This window comes from Azospirillum sp. 11R-A (assembly GCF_049472615.1).
Classification (GTDB): domain Bacteria; phylum Pseudomonadota; class Alphaproteobacteria; order Azospirillales; family Azospirillaceae; genus Azospirillum; species Azospirillum palustre.
Map to the genome: position 1 here is coordinate 16,869 of NZ_JBCEBL010000044.1, position 17,920 is coordinate 34,788.

15 protein-coding genes and 1 pseudogene are annotated in these 17,920 nt (G+C 68.2%); 4 read left to right on the forward strand and 12 right to left on the reverse strand.

What is annotated here, in order from left to right:
- Positions 1 to 23: 23 nt before the first annotated feature.
- Complete coding sequence (locus tag VH569_RS33635; protein WP_423321424.1) at positions 24 to 1,112, forward strand: asparaginase; 1,089 nt, start codon at positions 24 to 26, stop codon at positions 1,110 to 1,112.
- A 66-nt stretch (positions 1,113 to 1,178) separates the two neighbouring features.
- Here the strand turns inward: VH569_RS33635 and VH569_RS33640 are convergent, their stop codons facing one another.
- The 5 genes from VH569_RS33640 to hrpB form a co-directional block, all read right to left on the reverse strand.
- A complete protein-coding gene (locus VH569_RS33640) occupies positions 1,179 to 1,793 on the reverse strand; it encodes a hypothetical protein (RefSeq protein WP_423321425.1) in 615 nt (204 codons plus the stop codon).
- A gap of 159 nt (positions 1,794 to 1,952) precedes the next feature.
- Positions 1,953 to 3,755 (reverse strand): translation elongation factor 4, encoded by a 1,803-nt coding sequence (gene lepA, locus VH569_RS33645; protein WP_423321427.1) that lies wholly within the window; start codon positions 3,753 to 3,755, stop codon positions 1,953 to 1,955.
- Positions 3,756 to 4,252: 497 nt separating this feature from the next.
- Positions 4,253 to 4,624 carry a helix-turn-helix domain-containing protein gene (locus tag VH569_RS33650; protein WP_423321429.1) on the reverse strand — a complete coding sequence of 124 codons (372 nt, stop codon included), beginning with the start codon at positions 4,622 to 4,624 and terminating at the stop codon, positions 4,253 to 4,255.
- A complete protein-coding gene (locus VH569_RS33655) occupies positions 4,608 to 5,009 on the reverse strand; it encodes a toxin-antitoxin system TumE family protein (RefSeq protein ID WP_423321431.1) in 402 nt (133 codons plus the stop codon). Before VH569_RS33655 ends, VH569_RS33650 begins: the two co-directional genes overlap by 17 nt.
- A gap of 228 nt (positions 5,010 to 5,237) precedes the next feature.
- The gene (gene hrpB, locus VH569_RS33660; protein ID WP_423321432.1) at positions 5,238 to 7,802 is read right to left on the reverse strand and encodes an ATP-dependent helicase HrpB; all 2,565 of its coding nucleotides are present in this window, start codon (positions 7,800 to 7,802) and stop codon (positions 5,238 to 5,240) included.
- 193 nt (positions 7,803 to 7,995) lie between these two features.
- On the opposite strand from hrpB, the gene VH569_RS33665 reads away from it, so the two are divergent.
- Entirely contained in the window at positions 7,996 to 8,469 is a 474-nt protein-coding gene (locus tag VH569_RS33665; RefSeq protein ID WP_098740668.1) for a ferritin-like domain-containing protein, read from the forward strand.
- Positions 8,470 to 8,507: 38 nt separating this feature from the next.
- Here VH569_RS33665 and VH569_RS33670 read toward each other — a convergent pair whose 3' ends face one another.
- Together VH569_RS33670 and VH569_RS33675 are read right to left on the reverse strand one after the other, a co-directional pair.
- A complete protein-coding gene (locus VH569_RS33670; protein WP_174475085.1) occupies positions 8,508 to 8,720 on the reverse strand; it encodes a hypothetical protein in 213 nt (70 codons plus the stop codon).
- A 111-nt stretch (positions 8,721 to 8,831) separates the two neighbouring features.
- Positions 8,832 to 9,869: a hypothetical protein gene (locus tag VH569_RS33675; protein WP_423321435.1), complete on the reverse strand. Its 1,038-nt coding sequence runs from the start codon at positions 9,867 to 9,869 to the stop codon at positions 8,832 to 8,834.
- Positions 9,870 to 10,070: 201 nt separating this feature from the next.
- On the opposite strand from VH569_RS33675, the gene VH569_RS33680 reads away from it, so the two are divergent.
- The gene (locus VH569_RS33680; protein WP_423321436.1) at positions 10,071 to 10,487 is read left to right on the forward strand and encodes an HRDC domain-containing protein; all 417 of its coding nucleotides are present in this window, start codon (positions 10,071 to 10,073) and stop codon (positions 10,485 to 10,487) included.
- A 227-nt stretch (positions 10,488 to 10,714) separates the two neighbouring features.
- Positions 10,715 to 10,882 carry a hypothetical protein gene (locus tag VH569_RS33685; protein ID WP_423321438.1) on the forward strand — a complete coding sequence of 56 codons (168 nt, stop codon included), beginning with the start codon at positions 10,715 to 10,717 and terminating at the stop codon, positions 10,880 to 10,882.
- Between the two features lie 173 nt (positions 10,883 to 11,055).
- On the opposite strand, the gene frc is transcribed toward VH569_RS33685, so the two are convergent.
- The 5 genes and pseudogenes from frc to VH569_RS33710 form a co-directional block, all read right to left on the reverse strand.
- A complete protein-coding gene (frc, locus tag VH569_RS33690; protein WP_423321440.1) occupies positions 11,056 to 12,306 on the reverse strand; it encodes a formyl-CoA transferase in 1,251 nt (416 codons plus the stop codon).
- Positions 12,307 to 12,416: 110 nt separating this feature from the next.
- Positions 12,417 to 12,890, reverse strand: a complete 474-nt coding sequence (locus VH569_RS33695) for a PAS domain-containing protein (protein WP_423321442.1) — start codon at positions 12,888 to 12,890, stop codon at positions 12,417 to 12,419.
- Positions 12,891 to 13,190: 300 nt separating this feature from the next.
- Positions 13,191 to 14,441, reverse strand: coding sequence for a 2-oxoglutarate dehydrogenase complex dihydrolipoyllysine-residue succinyltransferase (odhB, locus tag VH569_RS33700; RefSeq protein WP_423321444.1), 1,251 nt, complete (start codon positions 14,439 to 14,441; stop codon positions 13,191 to 13,193).
- A 41-nt stretch (positions 14,442 to 14,482) separates the two neighbouring features.
- On the reverse strand, positions 14,483 to 17,437 hold the full coding sequence (locus tag VH569_RS33705; protein ID WP_423321446.1) for a 2-oxoglutarate dehydrogenase E1 component: 2,955 nt from the start codon (positions 17,435 to 17,437) through the stop codon (positions 14,483 to 14,485).
- Positions 17,438 to 17,743: 306 nt separating this feature from the next.
- Positions 17,744 to 17,920, reverse strand: a pseudogene (locus VH569_RS33710) (succinate--CoA ligase subunit alpha); the annotation flags it as partial.

A 17,920-nucleotide genomic window follows, 5' to 3' on the forward strand; every position in this document is an offset into this window, starting at 1 on the left:
AACTATGCGGGCAGGAGTGGGCGATGGGGCGGGTCTATGTGCTGTACACCGGGGGCACCATCGGGTGCGTGACCAATCCCAACGGGGCGCTGGCGCCGGTGCCGGGCATGGAGTTCGAACGGCTGGCCCTGTCGGTGCCCGGCCTGTCGGACCACCGGGTGAAGGATTATCCGGACCTGGGCTGGACCATGGACTGGTTCGACCGCACGCTCGACAGCTCCAACATGACGCCAGCGGACTGGGTCGCCATCGCCCGGCGGCTGCTGTCGGTCTACGACCAGTATGACGGCTTCGTCGTGCTGCACGGCACCGACAGCATGGCCTACAGCGCGTCGGCCCTGTCCTTCCTGCTGCCCGGCCTGTCGAAGCCGGTGGTGTTCAGCGGATCGCAGGTGCCGCTGTCCTTCACGTTGAGCGATGCGCCGGCCAATCTGGTTGGCGCCATCGTGGCGGCCGGCACCCTGCCGGTGCCGGAGGTCTGCGTCTATTTCGACACCAAGCTGCTGCGCGGCAACCGGTCGTCGAAGGTCGACGCCAACCGCTTCGCCGGCTTCGATTCCCCCAACTTCCCGCCGCTCGCCACCGTCGGCAGCGTGGTCGCCCGCAACGAGCCGCATTGGCTGCCGATGCCGGACACCGGCGTCTCGCTGGCCGAGCCGGACAACCGGGCAAAGCGGATGGCGGCGCTAGACGCCCTGCCGGCAGCGCTGGCGGGCTTCTCCGTCGTCATGCTGTGGCTCTATCCCGGCATCCGCGCCAGCACGGTGTCGGCGATGCTGACCGGCACCAGCCCGGCGGCGACGGGGGCGATCGTACTGGCCTATGGCGAGGGCAACGGCTCGACCGATCCGGACTTCCTCGACACGCTGTCGACGGCGGTGAAGGCCGGGGTCGTGCTGATGGACAACACCCAGGTGCAGCGCGGCGCGGTGCTGCCCGGCGCCTATGCCACCGGGCTGGCTGCCGTGGGGGCGGTCGGCGCCTATGACATGACGCCGGAAGCCAGCTACGCCAAGCTGGTCTGCCTGTTCGCCGCCGGGCTGGACGCCGCGGCAGTCAAGGCGGCGATGCCGGTGCCGCAGGCCGGCGAACTGACGGTGATCGAGGTCTGAGACCCACCCGGCCGGAGGCGGGGCCGTTCGGGCCGTCCGCCTCTGGCACTGGCTTACAGGTCCGGCTTACTGGCCCATGCCGGGCTGGGCCGGGGCCATGGTGCCGCGGTTCATCGTGCCGTTGCCCATGGTCCCGGTGCCCATCGAACCGTTGCCCATCGTGCCCTGGTTCATCGTGCCCTGGTTCATCGAGCCGGAGCCCATGCCGCCGTTCATCGAGCCGCCCATCGAGCCGCTCCCCATCTGGCCGCTCCCCATCTGGCCGCCCATGGCGCCGCCGGTCGAACTGCCGTAGCCGGTGTTGGCCTGGCTGCTATACTGGGCGAGCTGCTGAAGCTCCATCTGGTCCTGCATGACGACGACCTGTTTGCCGCGCCGCTCGAAGGAGGCCGGGGGCAGCATGACGGTCTGGCCGGACTTGGCCAGCTTCAGTTCGACCATGGTCTGGCCGTCGGCGCCGGTGGTGACGTTCTGGATGGTGCCGGCGACGGGACCGCCATGGCGGTGGACCACCCGCTTGCCGATCATGTCCCGGCTGGCCTGGACGTCGCGGGCGCCGGTGTCCATCGTGCCGTTGGCGACGGCGTTGGACTTGGCGGAACCGCTGGTCTGGGCATGGCCGGGCGCGGCAACGGCCATCAGCATCAGGGCCGGAACCGCGGCGGCGAGAAACTTGCGCATGTCATCCTCCCGGATTGAACCACAACAGGGGAGGCGCCGCGCAGGAGCGGCACCGTCCTGGGTGTGATGACACCCGAACGGCCGTTTTGTTGCGCAAGGTTGTACGGAATCGCCGCGGTATACAAAAAAGGCGGGCCGAGGCCCGCCTTTCCGTTTTCCTTACTCGTCGCCCATCTTGAGGGCGGCGATGAAGGCGCTCTGCGGGATTTCGACCTGCCCGAACTGGCGCATGCGCTTCTTGCCTTCCTTCTGCTTGTCCAACAGCTTGCGCTTGCGGCTGATGTCGCCGCCGTAGCACTTGGCGGTCACGTCCTTGCGCATGGCGCTGATGCTCTCGCGGGCGATGATCTTGCCGCCGATGGCGGCCTGGACGGCGATCTTGAACAGCTGGCGCGGGATCAGCTCCTTCAGCCGTTCGCAGAGCTGGCGGCCGCGGCGTTCGGACTGGCTGCGGTGGACGATCATCGACAGGGCGTCGACCGGCTCGGCATTCACCAGGATCGACAGCTTCACGAGGTCGCCTTCCTCATAGCTGTCCATCTGGTAGTCGAAGCTGGCATAGCCGCGGCTGATCGACTTCAGCCGGTCGTAGAAGTCGAACACCACCTCGTTCAGCGGCAGGCGGTAGACCAGCATGGCGCGGGCGCCGGCATAGGTCAGCTCGATCTGCTGGCCGCGCCGCTCGGTGCACAGCTGGAGGACGCCGCCGAGATACTCGTCGGGCAGCATGATCGTCGCCTTGATCCACGGCTCGTCGATGTGGTCGATCCGCATCACGTCGGGCATGTCGGCCGGGTTGTGCAGGTCGCGCACCGTCCCGTCGGTCATCGTCAGCTTGTAGACCACCGACGGCGCGGTGGTGATGAGGTCGAGGTTGAACTCGCGCTCCAGCCGCTCCTGGATGATCTCCAGATGCAGGAGGCCGAGGAAGCCGCAGCGGAAGCCGAAGCCCAGCGCCGCCGAGGTCTCCGCCTCGTAATGGAAGCTGGCGTCGTTCAGCTTCAGCTTGCCCAGGCTGTCGCGCAGCCGTTCGAAATCGGCGGCATCGACCGGGAACAGGCCGCACCACACCACGGGGATGGACGGCTTGAAGCCTTCCAGCGCCTCGGAGGCCGGCTTGCGCTCGTCGGTGATGGTGTCGCCGACCTTGGTCTGGGTGATGTCCTTGATCGCGGCGGTGATGAAGCCCATCTCGCCCGGCCGCAGCTCGCCGGTCAGCAGCGCCTTGGGCGTGAAGACGCCGACGCGGTCGACATCATGGGCGCTGCCGGCGGCCATGAAGCGGACCTTCTGGTTCACCTTCAGCACGCCGTCGACGACGCGGACCAGAATGACGACGCCGAGATAGGGGTCGTACCAGCTGTCGACCAGCAGGGCCTTCAGCGGCGCGTCGGCATCGCCCTTGGGCGGCGGCAGCTGCTTGACCACCGCCTCCAGCACCGCACCGATGTTGAGGCCGGACTTGGCCGAGATCTCCACCGCGTCGGAGGCGTCGAGGCCGATCACGTCCTCGATCTGCTGCTTGATCCGCTCCGGCTCGGCGGCGGGCAGGTCGATCTTGTTGAGGACCGGGATGATCTCGTGGTTGTTGTCGATCGCCTGATAGACGTTGGCGAGCGTCTGCGCCTCCACGCCCTGGGAGGCATCGACCACCAGGATCGAGCCCTCGCAGGCGGCCAGGGACCGGCTGACCTCATAGGCGAAGTCGACGTGGCCGGGGGTGTCCATCAGGTTCAGCGTGTACTGCTTGCCGTCCTCGGCCTTGTAGAGCAGGCGGACGGTCTGGGCCTTGATGGTGATGCCGCGCTCGCGCTCGATGTCCATGCTGTCGAGCACCTGTTCGCGCATCTCACGCGCGTCGAGGCCGCCACACTGCTGGATCAACCGGTCGGCAAGCGTCGACTTGCCATGGTCGATGTGGGCGATGATCGAGAAATTGCGGATGTGCGAGAGGTCAGTCATCGGGGCCCAAACAAGCGAGAGTTTGCCGGGAACATAGGGCGGACGGGGGATGGGCGCAATGATGGTGTGTCGGCGGGCGGCACGCAGCGCGTACGGGCGGTTGCGGAGGGGCGTGGCGTGGGGCGGATGGAACGGGATGGAACGTTTTTCGGCGGGGTGTTCAGTGTTCCATCGCGGGCGGGTGGGGCGGAGGGCCGCCGGGGAGTGGAACGTGTGGAACAGGATGGAACGGTTTTCCGGGGGGTGTTCAGTGTTCCATCCGGGCGGGCGTGTGGGGGGAGGTCGCACGGGGGGAGGACGGGCCGCGGGGCGGCTTCGGTGGAGCGGGCGGAGGTGGCGGATCGCCACTGTCGGGGCATGCGGTGCCCTCCGCGGCTTGTGGAGAGCGTAGCGTAGCATGGATGGGGTGGTGGGGTAAGGGTGGGGTGGAAACGGGAGGCGGGGCTTGGGTTACTGTTGCGATGGGGAGCCGCTTCCTTAACAGGCGGAGCCGTTGCCTACTCCGCCGCCACCGCCATCGGCACCACCCGGCAAGTGCCCCGCACCAGATCGACGTCGATCTCCGCCGCGACCAGTTCCGGCCGGATGCTCATGCCGTCGCGGACCAGCTGCACCAGCCCGTGCTTCGCCAAGTCTTGCAGAGCGCGCGAGACGTTGGGCTGGGCGCGGTCGGCGAGTTGGGCGAGGCGGGAGACCGTCTCCGGGCGTTCGGCGGCGATCAGTTGCATCAACGCCCGGTTGGCCGGGGTCAATACGCCGAGAAGGCCAGAGACCGCCTCGCCGTCGGTGACGGACTGAAGCGGGGGAACCGGGCGGGTGCCACGGGCGACCGCCAGCATCTCGTCGCGCAAATCATGCAAGGTCCGCATCGTCGGTCCCTCCTTCGTCATCCTCGGTGTCCTCCATCGCGATGCTCAGAGCCACGCCCGCCGTCCGGCAGGCACGCTCCGTGGCCGCGAAGAAATCGCTCAGCAGCGCGTCTGCTCCGGTGAAGGCGTAGGGAACCGGATCGGCCACGCGACCATAGCGGTGTTCATGGTCGAAGCGCGTTTCCCGGCCGACTCCATGCGCATTGTCGAAGCCCATCAGGCGGGTGCCGTCCACATCGTGCAGAGTCAGGGAATAGCGCATGCCGTGGGGCTTCTCCGCTGTGACCGGCGTTCGCCAGACGCGAAACCGCAGGCTCCATCCATTTTCCAGCCAGTAGCGTCTACGGTGATACCCGAGAAGACGCTCAACCGCTTCATCGACCATATATCGCCCACCAATATACCCTTCAATATGGGTTCATTGTATATCGCGAAAAGATATAGGGGCAATGGTCGATGGGAGAGGGTGACGGGCGCGCTTCGGCGCGCCGCCAAGGGGCATGCTGCCCCTTCGCAATCCCCTGGCAAAGGCTGGCGCCTTTGCTGCCCCCTCACCCTGACCCTCTCCCCAGGGGGGCAGGGGATTGGGGACGTTGCGGTGCGGGGTGGGCCGTTACCGCCCTCTCGGCTTCGCCCGCGCGGTCGGTTCCGCCTCCAGCGGGTTGTCGGGCCAGTAATGTTTCGGGTACTGGCCCTTCAAATCCGCCTTCACCGCCTTGTAGGCGTTGGCCCAGAAGCTCGCGAGGTCGCGGGTGACCTGCACCGGGCGGCGAGCGGGGGACAGCAGGTGCAGCAGCATGGGCACCCGGCCGCCGGCGATGCGCGGGGTCTCGGCAAGGCCGAACATCTCCTGCAACCGCACCGCCAGCACCGGCTCCTCGCCGTCATAGTCGATGGGGATGCGGGAGCCGCTCGGCACCTCGACGTGGGTCGGGGCCTCGGCGTCCAGGCGGGTCTTGAGGTCCCAGGGCAGAAGGGCGCGCAGCGCGCTCGACAGGTCGATGCGCTCCAGATGGGCGCGGCGCGACACGCCGTCGAGGAAGGGGGCCAGCCACTCCTCCAGATTGTCCATCAGGGCGTCGTCGGACAGGTCGGGCCAGTCGTAAACGTCGCCCTCGCGGGCGCGCAGGAACATCACGCGGGTGCGCCATTTGCGCAGCTCGTCGGTCCAGGGCAGGCAGGTCGGGCCGAGCGCGCGGATGCCCTCGATCATCGCGGCGGTCATCGCGTCCGCCGGCGGCTTGGCCAGCTTCTCGTCCTTCAGGATCAGGGCGAACAGCATGCGGCGGCGGCGCGCCAGCACCATCTGCTCGCGCGCGTCCCAGGCGACGATGGTCTCCGTGCGGATGTCGTCGGCGAAGCTCTCCTCCAGATCGGCCAGCGTCACCGGGGCGGCCAGGAAGATGCGCGATTCGCGGGCGGCGCCGTCGAGGTCGGCGATGGCGAGCCACTCCTCGGCCGACAGCGGCTCGGCCTGCTGGAAATAGGCGCCGCGCCCGCCCGACAGGCGATACTGCGCCGCGACCCCGCCGGGTTGGCCTCCGGGGCGGCGCTGGCCGATGCGGTCGGGATAGGCGAGTGCCACCAAAAGGCCGACGGCATGCGAGTCCATCGCGTCGTCGTCGCGCACGCCAAGCTGGCGGCGCCACTGCCGGGCCTGCTTCACCGCCTGCTGAGCCCCGCCGCGGTCGACGCTGAGGCCGCGCGCCGCGCCAAAGCCGCCGCGCTCCTCGCCGCGCAGCAGATCGACGCGCAGGCGCAGGTCGGCGTCGCGGAAGCCGGGCTGGCTGCGGACGATGTCGCGCTCGCCCAGCAGGGCCGCGACCAGACAGGCGAGCGCGCCCTGGCCCATCGCCTTGCCGGCCAGCATCATGTGGGCCAGACGCGGATGCACGCCGAAGCCGGCCATGCGGCGGCCGTGCGGGGTGATGGCGCCTGATTTGTCGAGTGCGCCGAGACCGGTCAGCAGCTCGCGCGCCTGGGCCATCGCCGCGGCGGGCGGCTGGTCGAGCCAGGACAGGGTGGCGGGGTCGGACACTCCCCACACCGCAAGCTCCAGCGCCAGCGGGGCGAGGTCGGCGTCGGCGATCTCCGGCGTCGTGAAGGGGGCCAGCGCCTTGTGCGTCGCCTCCGGCCACAGGCGGTAGCAGACGCCGGGCTCCAGACGGCCGGCGCGGCCACGGCGCTGCTCGGCGGAAGCTTGGCTGACCTTCACCGTCGCCAGACGGGTCATGCCGCCGCGCGGGTCGAAGCGCGGAACCCGCATCAGCCCGCTGTCGACCACGATGCGGATGCCCTCGATGGTCAGGCTGGTCTCGGCGATGGAGGTCGCCAGCACGATCTTGCGCTGGCCGGGCGGGGTGGGGCCGATGGCGCGGTCCTGCGCTTCGGCCGACAGGTCGCCATAGAGCGGGGCGATGACGGTGTTCGGGCCGAGGTCGGACTGGTCGAGCAGGGACTGGACGCGGCGGATCTCGCCGACGCCGGGCAGGAAGACCAGGGCGTTGCCGGGCTCCTCGCGGAGCGCGCGGCGGACGGCGGCGGCCACGGCGTCCTCGATGCGGGTGCCTTGGGTCGGGGCGTCGAGGTGGCGGGTCTCGACCGGGTAGGCGCGGCCCTCGCTGGTCACCATCGCGGCGGGGCCTTGCGCGTCCGCGAGAAGGGCGGCGACCGGGGCGGCGTCCAGCGTCGCCGACATCACGACGAGGCGGAGGTCGTCGCGCAGGGCGCCGCGCGCCTCCTGCACCAGGGCAAGGGCGAGGTCGCTGTCGATGCCGCGCTCGTGGAACTCGTCGAACAGGACGGCGCCGACGGCGGGAAGCTCCGGATCCTCCTGAAGCTGGCGCAGGAACAGGCCGTCGGTCACCACCTCGATCCGGGTCTTCGGACCAACCTTGGTGTCGAGGCGGACGCGGTAGCCGACGGTCTCGCCCACCGCCTCCCCCAGCATCGACGCCATCCGGCGGGCGGCGGCGCGGGCGGCGAGGCGCCGCGGCTCCAGCACCAGGATCTTGCGGCCCTTCAGCCAACCGGCCTCCAGCAGGGCCAGCGGCACGCGCGTCGTCTTGCCGGCGCCGGGCGGGGCTTGCAGCACGGCGGTGCCGCGGCTGTCCAGCGCCTCCAGCAGGGCGGGCAGGACGGGATCGATGGGGAGGGCGGGGAAGGCGGGCTTGCTCATGGGGGGAGTCTGCTGCCGCGAACCGGCGGGAAAGGCAATGCTTTTCGGACAGCGGGGGTTTTCGGGCGCCGGCAGGCGAGGCGCGCGCCAAAAGGTCGCAGGGGTGGGGGAGCGGGAGAGCGGTCGCGACCGATGGCCTTAAAAACTGTATGGTTTTGCCGTCGTCGGGCTTTTTCGTACCTCAAAGGGACCCATGACCGATATCCACGACGCCGCCCTGTTCCTCGCCCACGCCTGTGCGCTGGAGGAGGACGCCGCCAACCGCTTCTCCGACCTGTCGGAGGCGATGAAGACCTATGGCAACCAGGAGGTCGCGGCCTTCTTCGGCCAGATGGCGAAATTCTCGCGCCTGCATCTGGCCGAGGCGCGGGAACGGTCGGGCTTCCGCAAGATCCCCGATCTGGCGCCGGAAGACTTCCAGTGGCCCGACGGCGACAGCCCGGAAGCGGCCTCGATGGAGGGCTCGCACTATCTGATGACGGTGGAATACGCGCTGGAGCTGGCACTCGACAGCGAACGGCGCGGGCAGGCCTTCTATGCCGAGGTGGCGAAGACCACCACCGACGCCGAGGTCCGCATGATGGCCGAGGAGTTCGCCGCCGAAGAGGCCGAGCATGTCGCCCAGCTGGAGGTGTGGGCCAAGCGCTATCCGGCCTTGCAGGCTTGAGGAGAGAGGAAGGGGGCGCTGGCTGCCCCCTCCCCTGGTTACTTTGACAGGGCGGACCAGTCGATCTCGTACACCTTGTCGGCCGGCTGGTAGGTCTTGAAGGCGGCGATCACGTCGTCGACGCTGACGCCGCCCGGCACGTTCTGGATTTCATAGACGACCGAGCTGCCGCTGGTCGGGCCGACGTCGGCGCTGCGGTGGGCCTGCGAGACCAGCCCTTCGCCGGCCTTCTTGATCATGATGGAAGCCATGCATCCGTCTCCTGTTGCGACTCGCCCGACGGCAAAACCATAAACAAAAAGTGGTTTAACCGGAAGGCGGAAAGAACGGCGACTTTGCACTGCGTCATTTTGGGGGCGTCATTACGGCAGGGAGGCGGCCTCCGTCACCGGGGCGCGGCCGGGCATGCGGTCGGGCTGGGCGCCGCGCAGCGCCCCGGCGATGCCGCCGGTCAGCCAGACCGAGAAGGCGTTGCGGCCGGTGGCGCTGGCCTGATCGCAGGCGGCGGTGGGGGCGGCGCCTTCGTAGTCCTCGGGCTCCACGGCGCCGCCGCCGTAGTTCCACAAGGGCAGCGAGGCGGCGGAGGGCTGGGCTGACGGTTCGGCTGACGGTTCGGCGGCCGAGGCGCTGGAGATCAGGCTGGGCGTCTGCCGGGCCGGACGGCTGTGCACCTCGATCAGGGCGACGCGGATGCCAGCGGCCCAGGCGCGGTCGATGAAGGTGCGGACCCGCCGTTCGGTGGCGGTGGAACCGGCGACGGCCCCGGGCGCCCCGCCGGTCAGCCAGGCCGACGGCGTCGGGCCGCAGCCGCGCCGGTATTGCAGGGCCACCTGATCCTGCACATAGGTCTGGCCGCGATAGAGGCGCATCAGGCCGTTGCCGTAGCGCTGCAGCTCGTCCACCGGACCGCGGCTGGCGGTCAGCAGGTTGCGGTCGATCAGGATCAGCGTCGGCCTGACGGCGATCAGCCGGTCGAGCAGCGGTTCGAAATCGGCGAACTGGGCCTGTCGGTGGACGATGCGCAGGAATTCCAGATTGGGCACGCCGCGCTCGGCGGCGACCTTCGCCATGCTGCGCTCGTCCAGCGTGGCGTCGCGCAGCGCGGTGTCGCCCAGCGCCACCACCATCACCGAATCGGGGACGCGCGCCGCCCGCTCGGCCACCGTGTTGATGCGGTTCAGATTGTACCAGGCGAAGGGCTGGTCGTAGAGCATGGACCCGGTCCACAGCACCCCCAGCGCCGCCAGCGCGGCCAGCACCAGCGGTGCAATCAGCACCGTTCCCAGCAATCCCCAGCGCCGCCGGCCGCGCCGCGGCGTCTCCGCGGCATTGGTTTCCCCGGCGTGGGGTGGAACGGGTTGCTGTTCCGGTTGAGGCTCCTGCGGGTCGAGATGGGACATCGGGCGTCTCCGGGCGTGCTGCGGCTCCTCCCACAACGCGCGGGGGAGGCGAATCGACACGCGGTAATTGGGGGTATCCCCAAGGTCCCGGAACACCTCCGCCGCAGGGTCCCGGTTTGCCGAACGCGCCGTTTGTGTGTAGGCTCCGACCATGGAGGACGGCCTTGCCGCAGGGTTGGCCCCGTACAACAGGATTGGGCGATGAGCACCGAGATCCGCACCTTCAGCATTCCCGACGCCGCCGCCGAAGAGGCGCAGGCGGAGCTGTCCAGCTTCCTGCGGACGGTCGAGGTCCAGCGCATCGAAACCGCCTATGCCGACGGGGCGTGGCGCGTGCTGGTGCTGTTCACCGACCTCCGCCGCAAGGAGGAATCGCAGCAGATCGAGGCCGCCATCGCCGCGGCGCTGAACGGCTGGCGCGACAAGGCCGCCGCCCAGGCCGGGGTGACGCGCGACGCCGTTCTGGCCGACGATCTGGTGCAGGAGATCGCCCGCTTCGCTCCGACGACGGAGCATGAGCTGGCGATCATCGTGAACGCCCGCGGTCAGACCATCTCGCCGCAGGGCGGGGAGATCGTGCAGGTGGTGCGCTCGACGCTGGACCTGCTGATCGACTGAGCGGCTCCAGAAGGGACGGCCGGCGGAGTCCTATCCGATTCGGCAAGGCGATGCACAGCCAAAAGCTGTGGCGGACCTGCCGTAAGCGTCAGTTGGTTCGGGCGGGCTGGTATGCCAGGATTTCCCCTTCACTGGAACCGGTGGATGGGATGGCTGTGGCTTCGAAGGATCATCCGAAACGTCGTGGCGCGGCACCGCACGTGGCTTCGGCGGACGCGGGTTGGACCATGGTTCCGGACTATCGCAAGATGGCGCAGGAGCTGGCCAAGCTGGGGGCGGAAGCCGCCCGGCGTGCCCGCATGACCGGCAACGGGCAGTATGACCGGCTCGCCCACACCCTGACCAGCCGGGCGGACGAGATCCTGGACGATCTGGAGCGCGGCCGGAAGGTTTGACGGCTGGATTGGACGGTTGAGAAAAAGGAAACGGCGCCCGGATGGGGCGCCGTTTTTGTTTTCGCAAGTCTGCCGCAAGAATCAGACGCAAGTCTGCCGGGTGCCCCCCTCGCCCCAACCCTCTCCCCGGAGGGAGAGGGGAGTGCCGGGGGCAATCGGCCTCAGACCCGGTCTCAGACCACCTTGGCGCCGTGCATGGCGGCGATCTGGTCCTTGCTGTAGCCGAGCTGGGCCAGCACCTCGTCGGTGTGCTCGCCGAGCAGCGGCGATCCGGTGACCTCGACCGTCATGTCCGAGAACTTGATCGGGCTGCCGACGGTCAGGTACTTGCCGCGCTGCTTGTGGTCGACCTCGACGACGGTGCCGCTGGCGCGCAGCGACGGGTCGTTGGCGATCTCCTTCATCGACAGCACCGGCGAGCACGGGATGTCGAACTTGCGCAGGATGTCGACGGCCTCGAACTTGGTCTTGTCCTTCAGCCAATCCTCGATGATCGCGAAGATGTCGAAGATCTTGTCCTGACGGGCGAGAGCCGTGTTGTAGGCCGGATCGTCGATCCACTCCTCGCGGCCCAGAGCCTTGCAGATCGGCGCCCAGGCATGGCCCTGGATGGTGAAGTAGATGTAGGCGTTGGGATCGGTCTCCCAGCCCTTGCACTTCAGCACCCAGCCCGGCTGGCCGCCGCCGCCGGCATTGCCGCCGCGCGGAACCACGTCGGTGAACTTGCCGTGCGGGTACTGCGGGTATTCCTCCAGGTAGCCGACGCGGTCCAGGCGCTGCTGGTCGCGCAGCTTGACGCGGCAGAGGTTCAGCACGCTGTCCTGCATCGACACGGCGACCTTCTGGCCCTTGCCGGTCTTGGTGCGGGCCATCAGGGCGGTCAGGATGCCGATGGCGAGGTGCATGCCGGTGTTGCTGTCGCCGAGAGCGGCGGCGGACACGGTCGGCGGGCCATCCCAGAAACCGGTGGTCGACGCGGCGCCGCCGGCGCACTGGGCGACGTTCTCATAGACCTTCAGGTCCTGGTAATGGTGGCCGTCGCTGAAGCCCTTGACCGAGGCGACGATCATGCCGGGGTTCAGTTCCTTGATCTTGTCCCAGCTGAAGCCCATGCGGTCCAGCGCGCCGGGGCCGAAATTCTCGACCAGCACGTCGGATTCCTTGATCAGACGGGTCAGGACTTCCTTGCCCTCGGCGGTCTTGGTGTCCAGCGTCAGGGAGCGCTTGTTGCTGTTGAGCATGGTAAAATAGAGCGCGTCGGCATCCGGGATGTCGCGCAGCTGGCTGCGGGTGACGTCGCCGGCGCCCGGACGTTCGACCTTGATCACGTCCGCGCCGTACCAGGCCAGAAGCTGGGTGCAGGCGGGGCCGGCCTGCACGTGGGTGAAGTCGATGATCTTAATGCCTTCGAGCGGCTTGGTCATGACTGCAACACTCCCTTATTTCGCGTTGTTTCAGTTTGTCTGCTGGATTTGATCGTCAGAGTTCGGCCCCGATTCGATCTTCGGGGCCTGCTCCTGTGGTCCGCTCGCGCTCAACCGGCCGCAGCGACGCCGGCTTTGGCGGCGGCTTCGAGGTCGGTGAGGCGGCGGCGCAATGTCCGCTCTTCGGTCCAGCGGGCGGTTTCGTCCCGCACCACGGCGACGATCCCGGTCACCGCACCGTCGGTCCCGCGCAAAAGCGCGACGGTGAAGGCGATCGACAGGCTGTGCCCGTCCTTGTGGACCGCCGGAACCCGAAGCAGATCATGGCCGTAGCGGGTCTCGCCGGTGGCCATGGTGTTTTCGTACCCATCCCAATGACGCTGGCGCTGGCGTTCCGGAATGATGATGTCGAGCGACTTGCCCATCGCCTCGTCGGCGGTGAAGCCGAACATCCGCTCCGCCGCCGCATTCCACAGGGCGATGGCGCCGGCCGGATCGGACACGATGACGGCATCGCCGATCACCGCCACCAGCTGTTCGCAATCCACAACCGCGGGCGAACCCGCTGCTGTCCTCTCGTCCATGTCGATCTCCTTGGTGCCCGCCCCCTCTTGGATTGGGCACCGGGGGAGCCGGTGCGGCGCTGGCCCGAAAGCCGCCGTCGCACTGACATTATCGATACGGTATACCAGATACCATATCTCTGGCAAGAGGATTTGAGCGCTTTGCGAACTGTTGTTTGCGCGAACCTTTTGGGGGAGGCGGCAAAAAGAAAAAGGGCGCCTTGCGGCGCCCCTTCAGGATTCCAGGGGCGATGGCCCCCGGCGGGTGGGTCAAGGGAGGGGCGGAGCCCTCCCTTGCCTCGTTAAGCCCGTTATATCGGATCAAACGTCCAGCAGCAGGCGGCGCGGATCCTCGATCAGCTCCTTGATGCGGACGAGGAAGGTGACCGCTTCCTTGCCGTCGATGATGCGGTGGTCGTAGGACAGCGCCAGATACATCATCGGGCGGACCTCGATCTTGCCGCCGACGACGACCGCGCGGTCCATCGTCTTGTGCATGCCGAGGATGGCCGACTGCGGCGGGTTGATGATCGGGGTCGACATCAGCGAGCCGTAGACACCACCGTTGGAGATGGTGAAGGTGCCCCCGGTCAGCTCGTCCATCGACAGCTTGCCGTCGCGGCCCTTCTTGCCGAGAGCGGCGATGGTGCCCTCGACGCCGGCGAAGTCCAGCTGGTCGGCGTTGCGCACCACCGGAACCACCAGACCCTGCGGCGTGCCGACGGCGACGCCGATGTCATAGTAGTTCTTGTAGACGATGTCGGTGCCGTCGATCTCGGCGTTGACGGCCGGGATCTCCTTCAGGGCCTGGACGGCGGCCTTGACGAAGAAGGACATGAAGCCGAGCCGCACCTTGTGGCGCTTCTCGAAATAGTCCTTGTACTCGGCGCGCAGGGCCATCGCCGCCGACATGTCCACCTCGTTGAAGGTGGTCAGCATGGCGGCGGAGTTCTGGGCCTCCTTCAGGCGCTCGGCGATGCGCTGGCGCAGGCGGGTCATGCGGACGCGCTCTTCCTGAGCGGCCCGCGGACGGTCGCCCTGGGTGCCGGCGGCCCACTGGACCTTCGGGGCCGGGGCCGGAGCGGCCGGCTTGGCGGCGGGAGCGGCAACCGGGGCGGCGATGACGTCGCCCTTGGTGATGCGGCCGTCCTTGCCCGAACCGGCGATGGCGGACGTGTCGACGCCCTTCTCGTCGGCCAGCTTGCGGGCGGCCGGGCCGGAAGCGGCGATGTTGCCCGGAGCAGCGGCGGCGGGGGCAGCGGCCGGGGCCGGGGCGGCGGCGGGAGCCGGAGCAGCGGCCGGAGCGGCGGCGGCCGGGGCGGCGGCAGCGCCGGCGCCTTCGGTCAGGACGCCCAGCAGGGCGCCGACCTCGACGTTCGCACCTTCCGCGGCGACGATCTCGGCCAGCACGCCGGCGGCCGGGGCGTTCACCTCGAGCGTGACCTTGTCGGTCTCCAGCTCGACCAGCGCCTCGTCCATGGCGACGGCCTCGCCGGCCTTCTTCAGCCAGCGGGCGACCGTCGCCTCGGAGACGGACTCACCCAGCGTGGGGACCTTGATTTCGGTAGCCATTTCTTATTCCTCGTTCGTCTTCTTGTTCGCTTGGGTGAGGGTCAGCGGACCGTCAGGGCTTCATCCAGGAGCTTGGCCTGCTCCTTGTTGTGGCGCTTCAGCAGGCCGGTCGCCGGCGAGGCGGTGGCCGGGCGGCCGACGTAGGACGGGCGGCCGGCCTTGTGGCCGACGTCCTTCAGCACGGCTTCCAGGCGGCGGTCGGCGAAGAACCAGGCGCCCTGGTTCTCCGGCTCTTCCTGGCACCAGACCAGCTCGGCGTTCGGATACTTGGCGAACTCGGCCGCCAGCGCATCCTTCGGGAACGGGTAGAGCTGTTCCAGCCGCAGGATGACGACGTCCTTGATGCCGCGGCTCATGCGCTCCTGCAGCAGGTCGTAATAGACCTTGCCGGAGCAGACGACGATGCGGCGGATCTTGTCGTTGGCGGCCAGATCGTTGGCGGTCTCGCCCAGCACGCGGTGGAAGGTGCTGCCCGGACCCATCTCCGACAGGTCGGAGATGCACAGCTTGTGGCGCAGCAGCGACTTCGGCGTGAACAGGACCAGCGGCTTGCGGAAGCTGCGGCGGATCTGGCGGCGGAAGACGTGGAACAGGTTGGCCGGCGTCGTCACGTTGCAGATCTGCCAGTTGTCCTCGGCGCACATCTGCAGGAAGCGTTCCGGACGGGCGGACGAGTGTTCCGGACCCTGGCCCTCGTAGCCGTGCGGCAGCAGCAGCACCAGGCCGGACATGCGCAGCCACTTGGACTCGCCCGACGAGATGAACTGGTCGATGATGGTCTGCGCGGTGTTGGCGAAATCGCCGAACTGCGCTTCCCACAGCACCAGATTGTGCGGCTCGGCCAGCGAATAGCCGTACTCGTAGCCGACGACGGCGGCTTCCGACAGCGGGCTGTCATGGACCTCGAAGGTCGCCTGGTCCGGGCTGACGTGGCAGAGCGGGACGTACTTCTCTTCGGTGTTCTGGTCGTACATCACCGCATGGCGGTGCGAGAAGGTGCCGCGGCCGGAATCCTGGCCCGACAGGCGGACGCCGGTGCCCTCGGCCACCAGGGTGGCGTAGGCCAGCGCCTCGGCGGTCGCCCAGTCGATGCCCTCGCCGGTCTCCAGCGTCTTCTTCTTGGCTTCCAGCTGGCGCGCGATCTTGGAGTTGATCGCGAAGTCCTTCGGGTACTCGCAGAGCTTGAAGCCGATCTGCTTCAGCCTGTCGAGCTCCACGCCGGTCTCGCCGCGGTGGGCGGTGTTGGCGCCCTGCGCCTCCAGCCCGGCCCACTTGCCCTCCAGCCAGTCGGCCTTGTTCGGCTTGTAGGTGCTGGACGCTTCGAACTCGGCCTCCAGCTTCTTCATGAAGTCCTGGGTGATCTGGTCGCCCTCGGACTGGGTGATCACGTTCTCCGCCACCAGCTGCTTGGCATACAGCTCGCGCGTGGTCGCGTGGGAACGGATGTTCTTGTACATGATCGGCTGGGTGAAGCCCGGCTCGTCGCCCTCGTTGTGGCCGTGGCGGCGGTAGCAGACCATGTCGATCACGACGTCCCGCTTGAACTTCTGGCGGAACTCGATGGCGATGCGGCTGACATGGACGACGGCTTCGGGATCGTCGCCGTTCACGTGGAAGATCGGCGCCTGCACCATCTTGGCCATGTCGGAGCAGTACACGCCCGACCGCGAATAGGTCGGGTTGGTGGTGAAGCCGATCTGGTTGTTGATGATGAAGTGCATGGTGCCGCCGGTGCGGTAGCCGCGCAGCTCCGACAGGCCCAGCGTCTCGGCCACGATGCCCTGGCCGGCGAAGGCGGCGTCGCCGTGGATCAGCACGCCCATCACCTGCTCGCGCTCGAGGTCGCGGCGCTGCTGCTGCTTGGCGCGCACCTTGCCCAGCACGACCGGGTTGACCCATTCCAGGTGGGACGGGTTGGCGGTCAGCGACAGGTGGACGATGTTGCCGTTGAAGTCGCGGTCCGACGAGGTGCCGAGATGGTACTTCACGTCGCCCGAGCCCTGGACGTCCTCGGGGCTCGACGGGTTGCCCTGGAACTCCGAGAAGACGGCGGAGAAGGGCTTGCCCATGAAGTTGGTCAGCATGTTCAGACGGCCGCGGTGGGCCATGCCGACGACGGCCTCTTTGAGGCCGAGCTGGCCGCCGCGCTTCAGGATCTGCTCCAGCGCGGGGATCATCGACTCGCCGCCCTCAAGGCCGAAGCGCTTGGTGCCGGTGTATTTCAGCTGCAGGAACTTCTCGAAGCCTTCGGCCGCGGTCAGCCGCTCCAGGATGGCGCGCTTGCCGTTCACCGTGAAGTCGGTGTGGTTGCGGCCGCCCTCGATGCGCTCCTGGATCCAGGCCTTCTCTTCCGGGTCCTGGATGTGCATGAACTCGACGCCGATCGTCCCGCAGTAGGTCTTGTGCAGGATGTCGAGGATCTGGCGCAGCGTCGCCGTTTCCAGCCCGAGCGAGTAGTTCAGGAAGATCGGACGGTCGAGGTCGTCCGGGCCGAAGCCGTAGGTCGCCGGATCCAGTTCCGGGTGCGGCTCGCGCTTCTCCAGGCCCAGCGGGTCGAAATGCGCGTTCATGTGGCCGCGGACGCGGAAGACGCGGATCAGCATCAGGGCGCGGATGCTGTCCAGCGTGGCGGCGCGCAGCTGCTGCGGGCTGATGCCGCCATAGACCTGCTGGGTGTGGGACAGCATGGCGCCGTTGCCGGGGCCGTTCATCGCCGCGGCGGCGCCGTTCGTGGCAGCGCCGTTGGGGACGGCGACGATGAAGCTCTCGGCGACCGGGTCGCGCTTGGCCTTGGGGTCTTCCAGATCGGACACGGTCCAGGACGCGCCGCGCAGCTCGTCCAGGACGGCGCGCGAATCCTCGTCCAGATCCTGGAAGAAGCTGTTCCAGCTGGGATCGACGGCGGCCGGGTTGGACAGGTAGCTGGCGTAGAGCTCGGCGACGTAACCGGCGTTCGAGCCGAAGAGGAACGAGGTCTGTTCCAGATTTGCCGACATGGTTTCACCTCGGGCCGTGAGCCCGATTCCCTGTGGGAGATGATCGCGAGTGATGAAGGGGGCGGGAGATCGATGGATACCCATGTGCAAGAACCGGCGAGGGGAGCCGGTGGGATGCGAGGTGGGATGCCGTACGCACCGCCGACGCTTGCATATGGGTTCCCAGGACCAACCGTCCAAGAGGATAGGCCGAAGGGGCGGCGGGCGGGGCACCGCAGCGTCCCGCCCGTCAACCTCTTCGAAAGGCGTCCTCTTTTCAAAGGCCTGAGGCCGCGGGCGTCACGTCGCCGTGACGCCCGCAGGCGATCAGCCCTTGAACACCTTCAGCATGGTGGAGCCCAGGCTGGCGGGGCTGTCGGCGACGGCGATGCCGACCGACTTCATGAAGTCGATCTTGAAGTCGGCGGTGTCGTTGCCGCCGGAGATCACCGCGCCGGCATGGCCCATGCGGCGTCCCGGAGGAGCCGTGCGGCCGGCGATGAA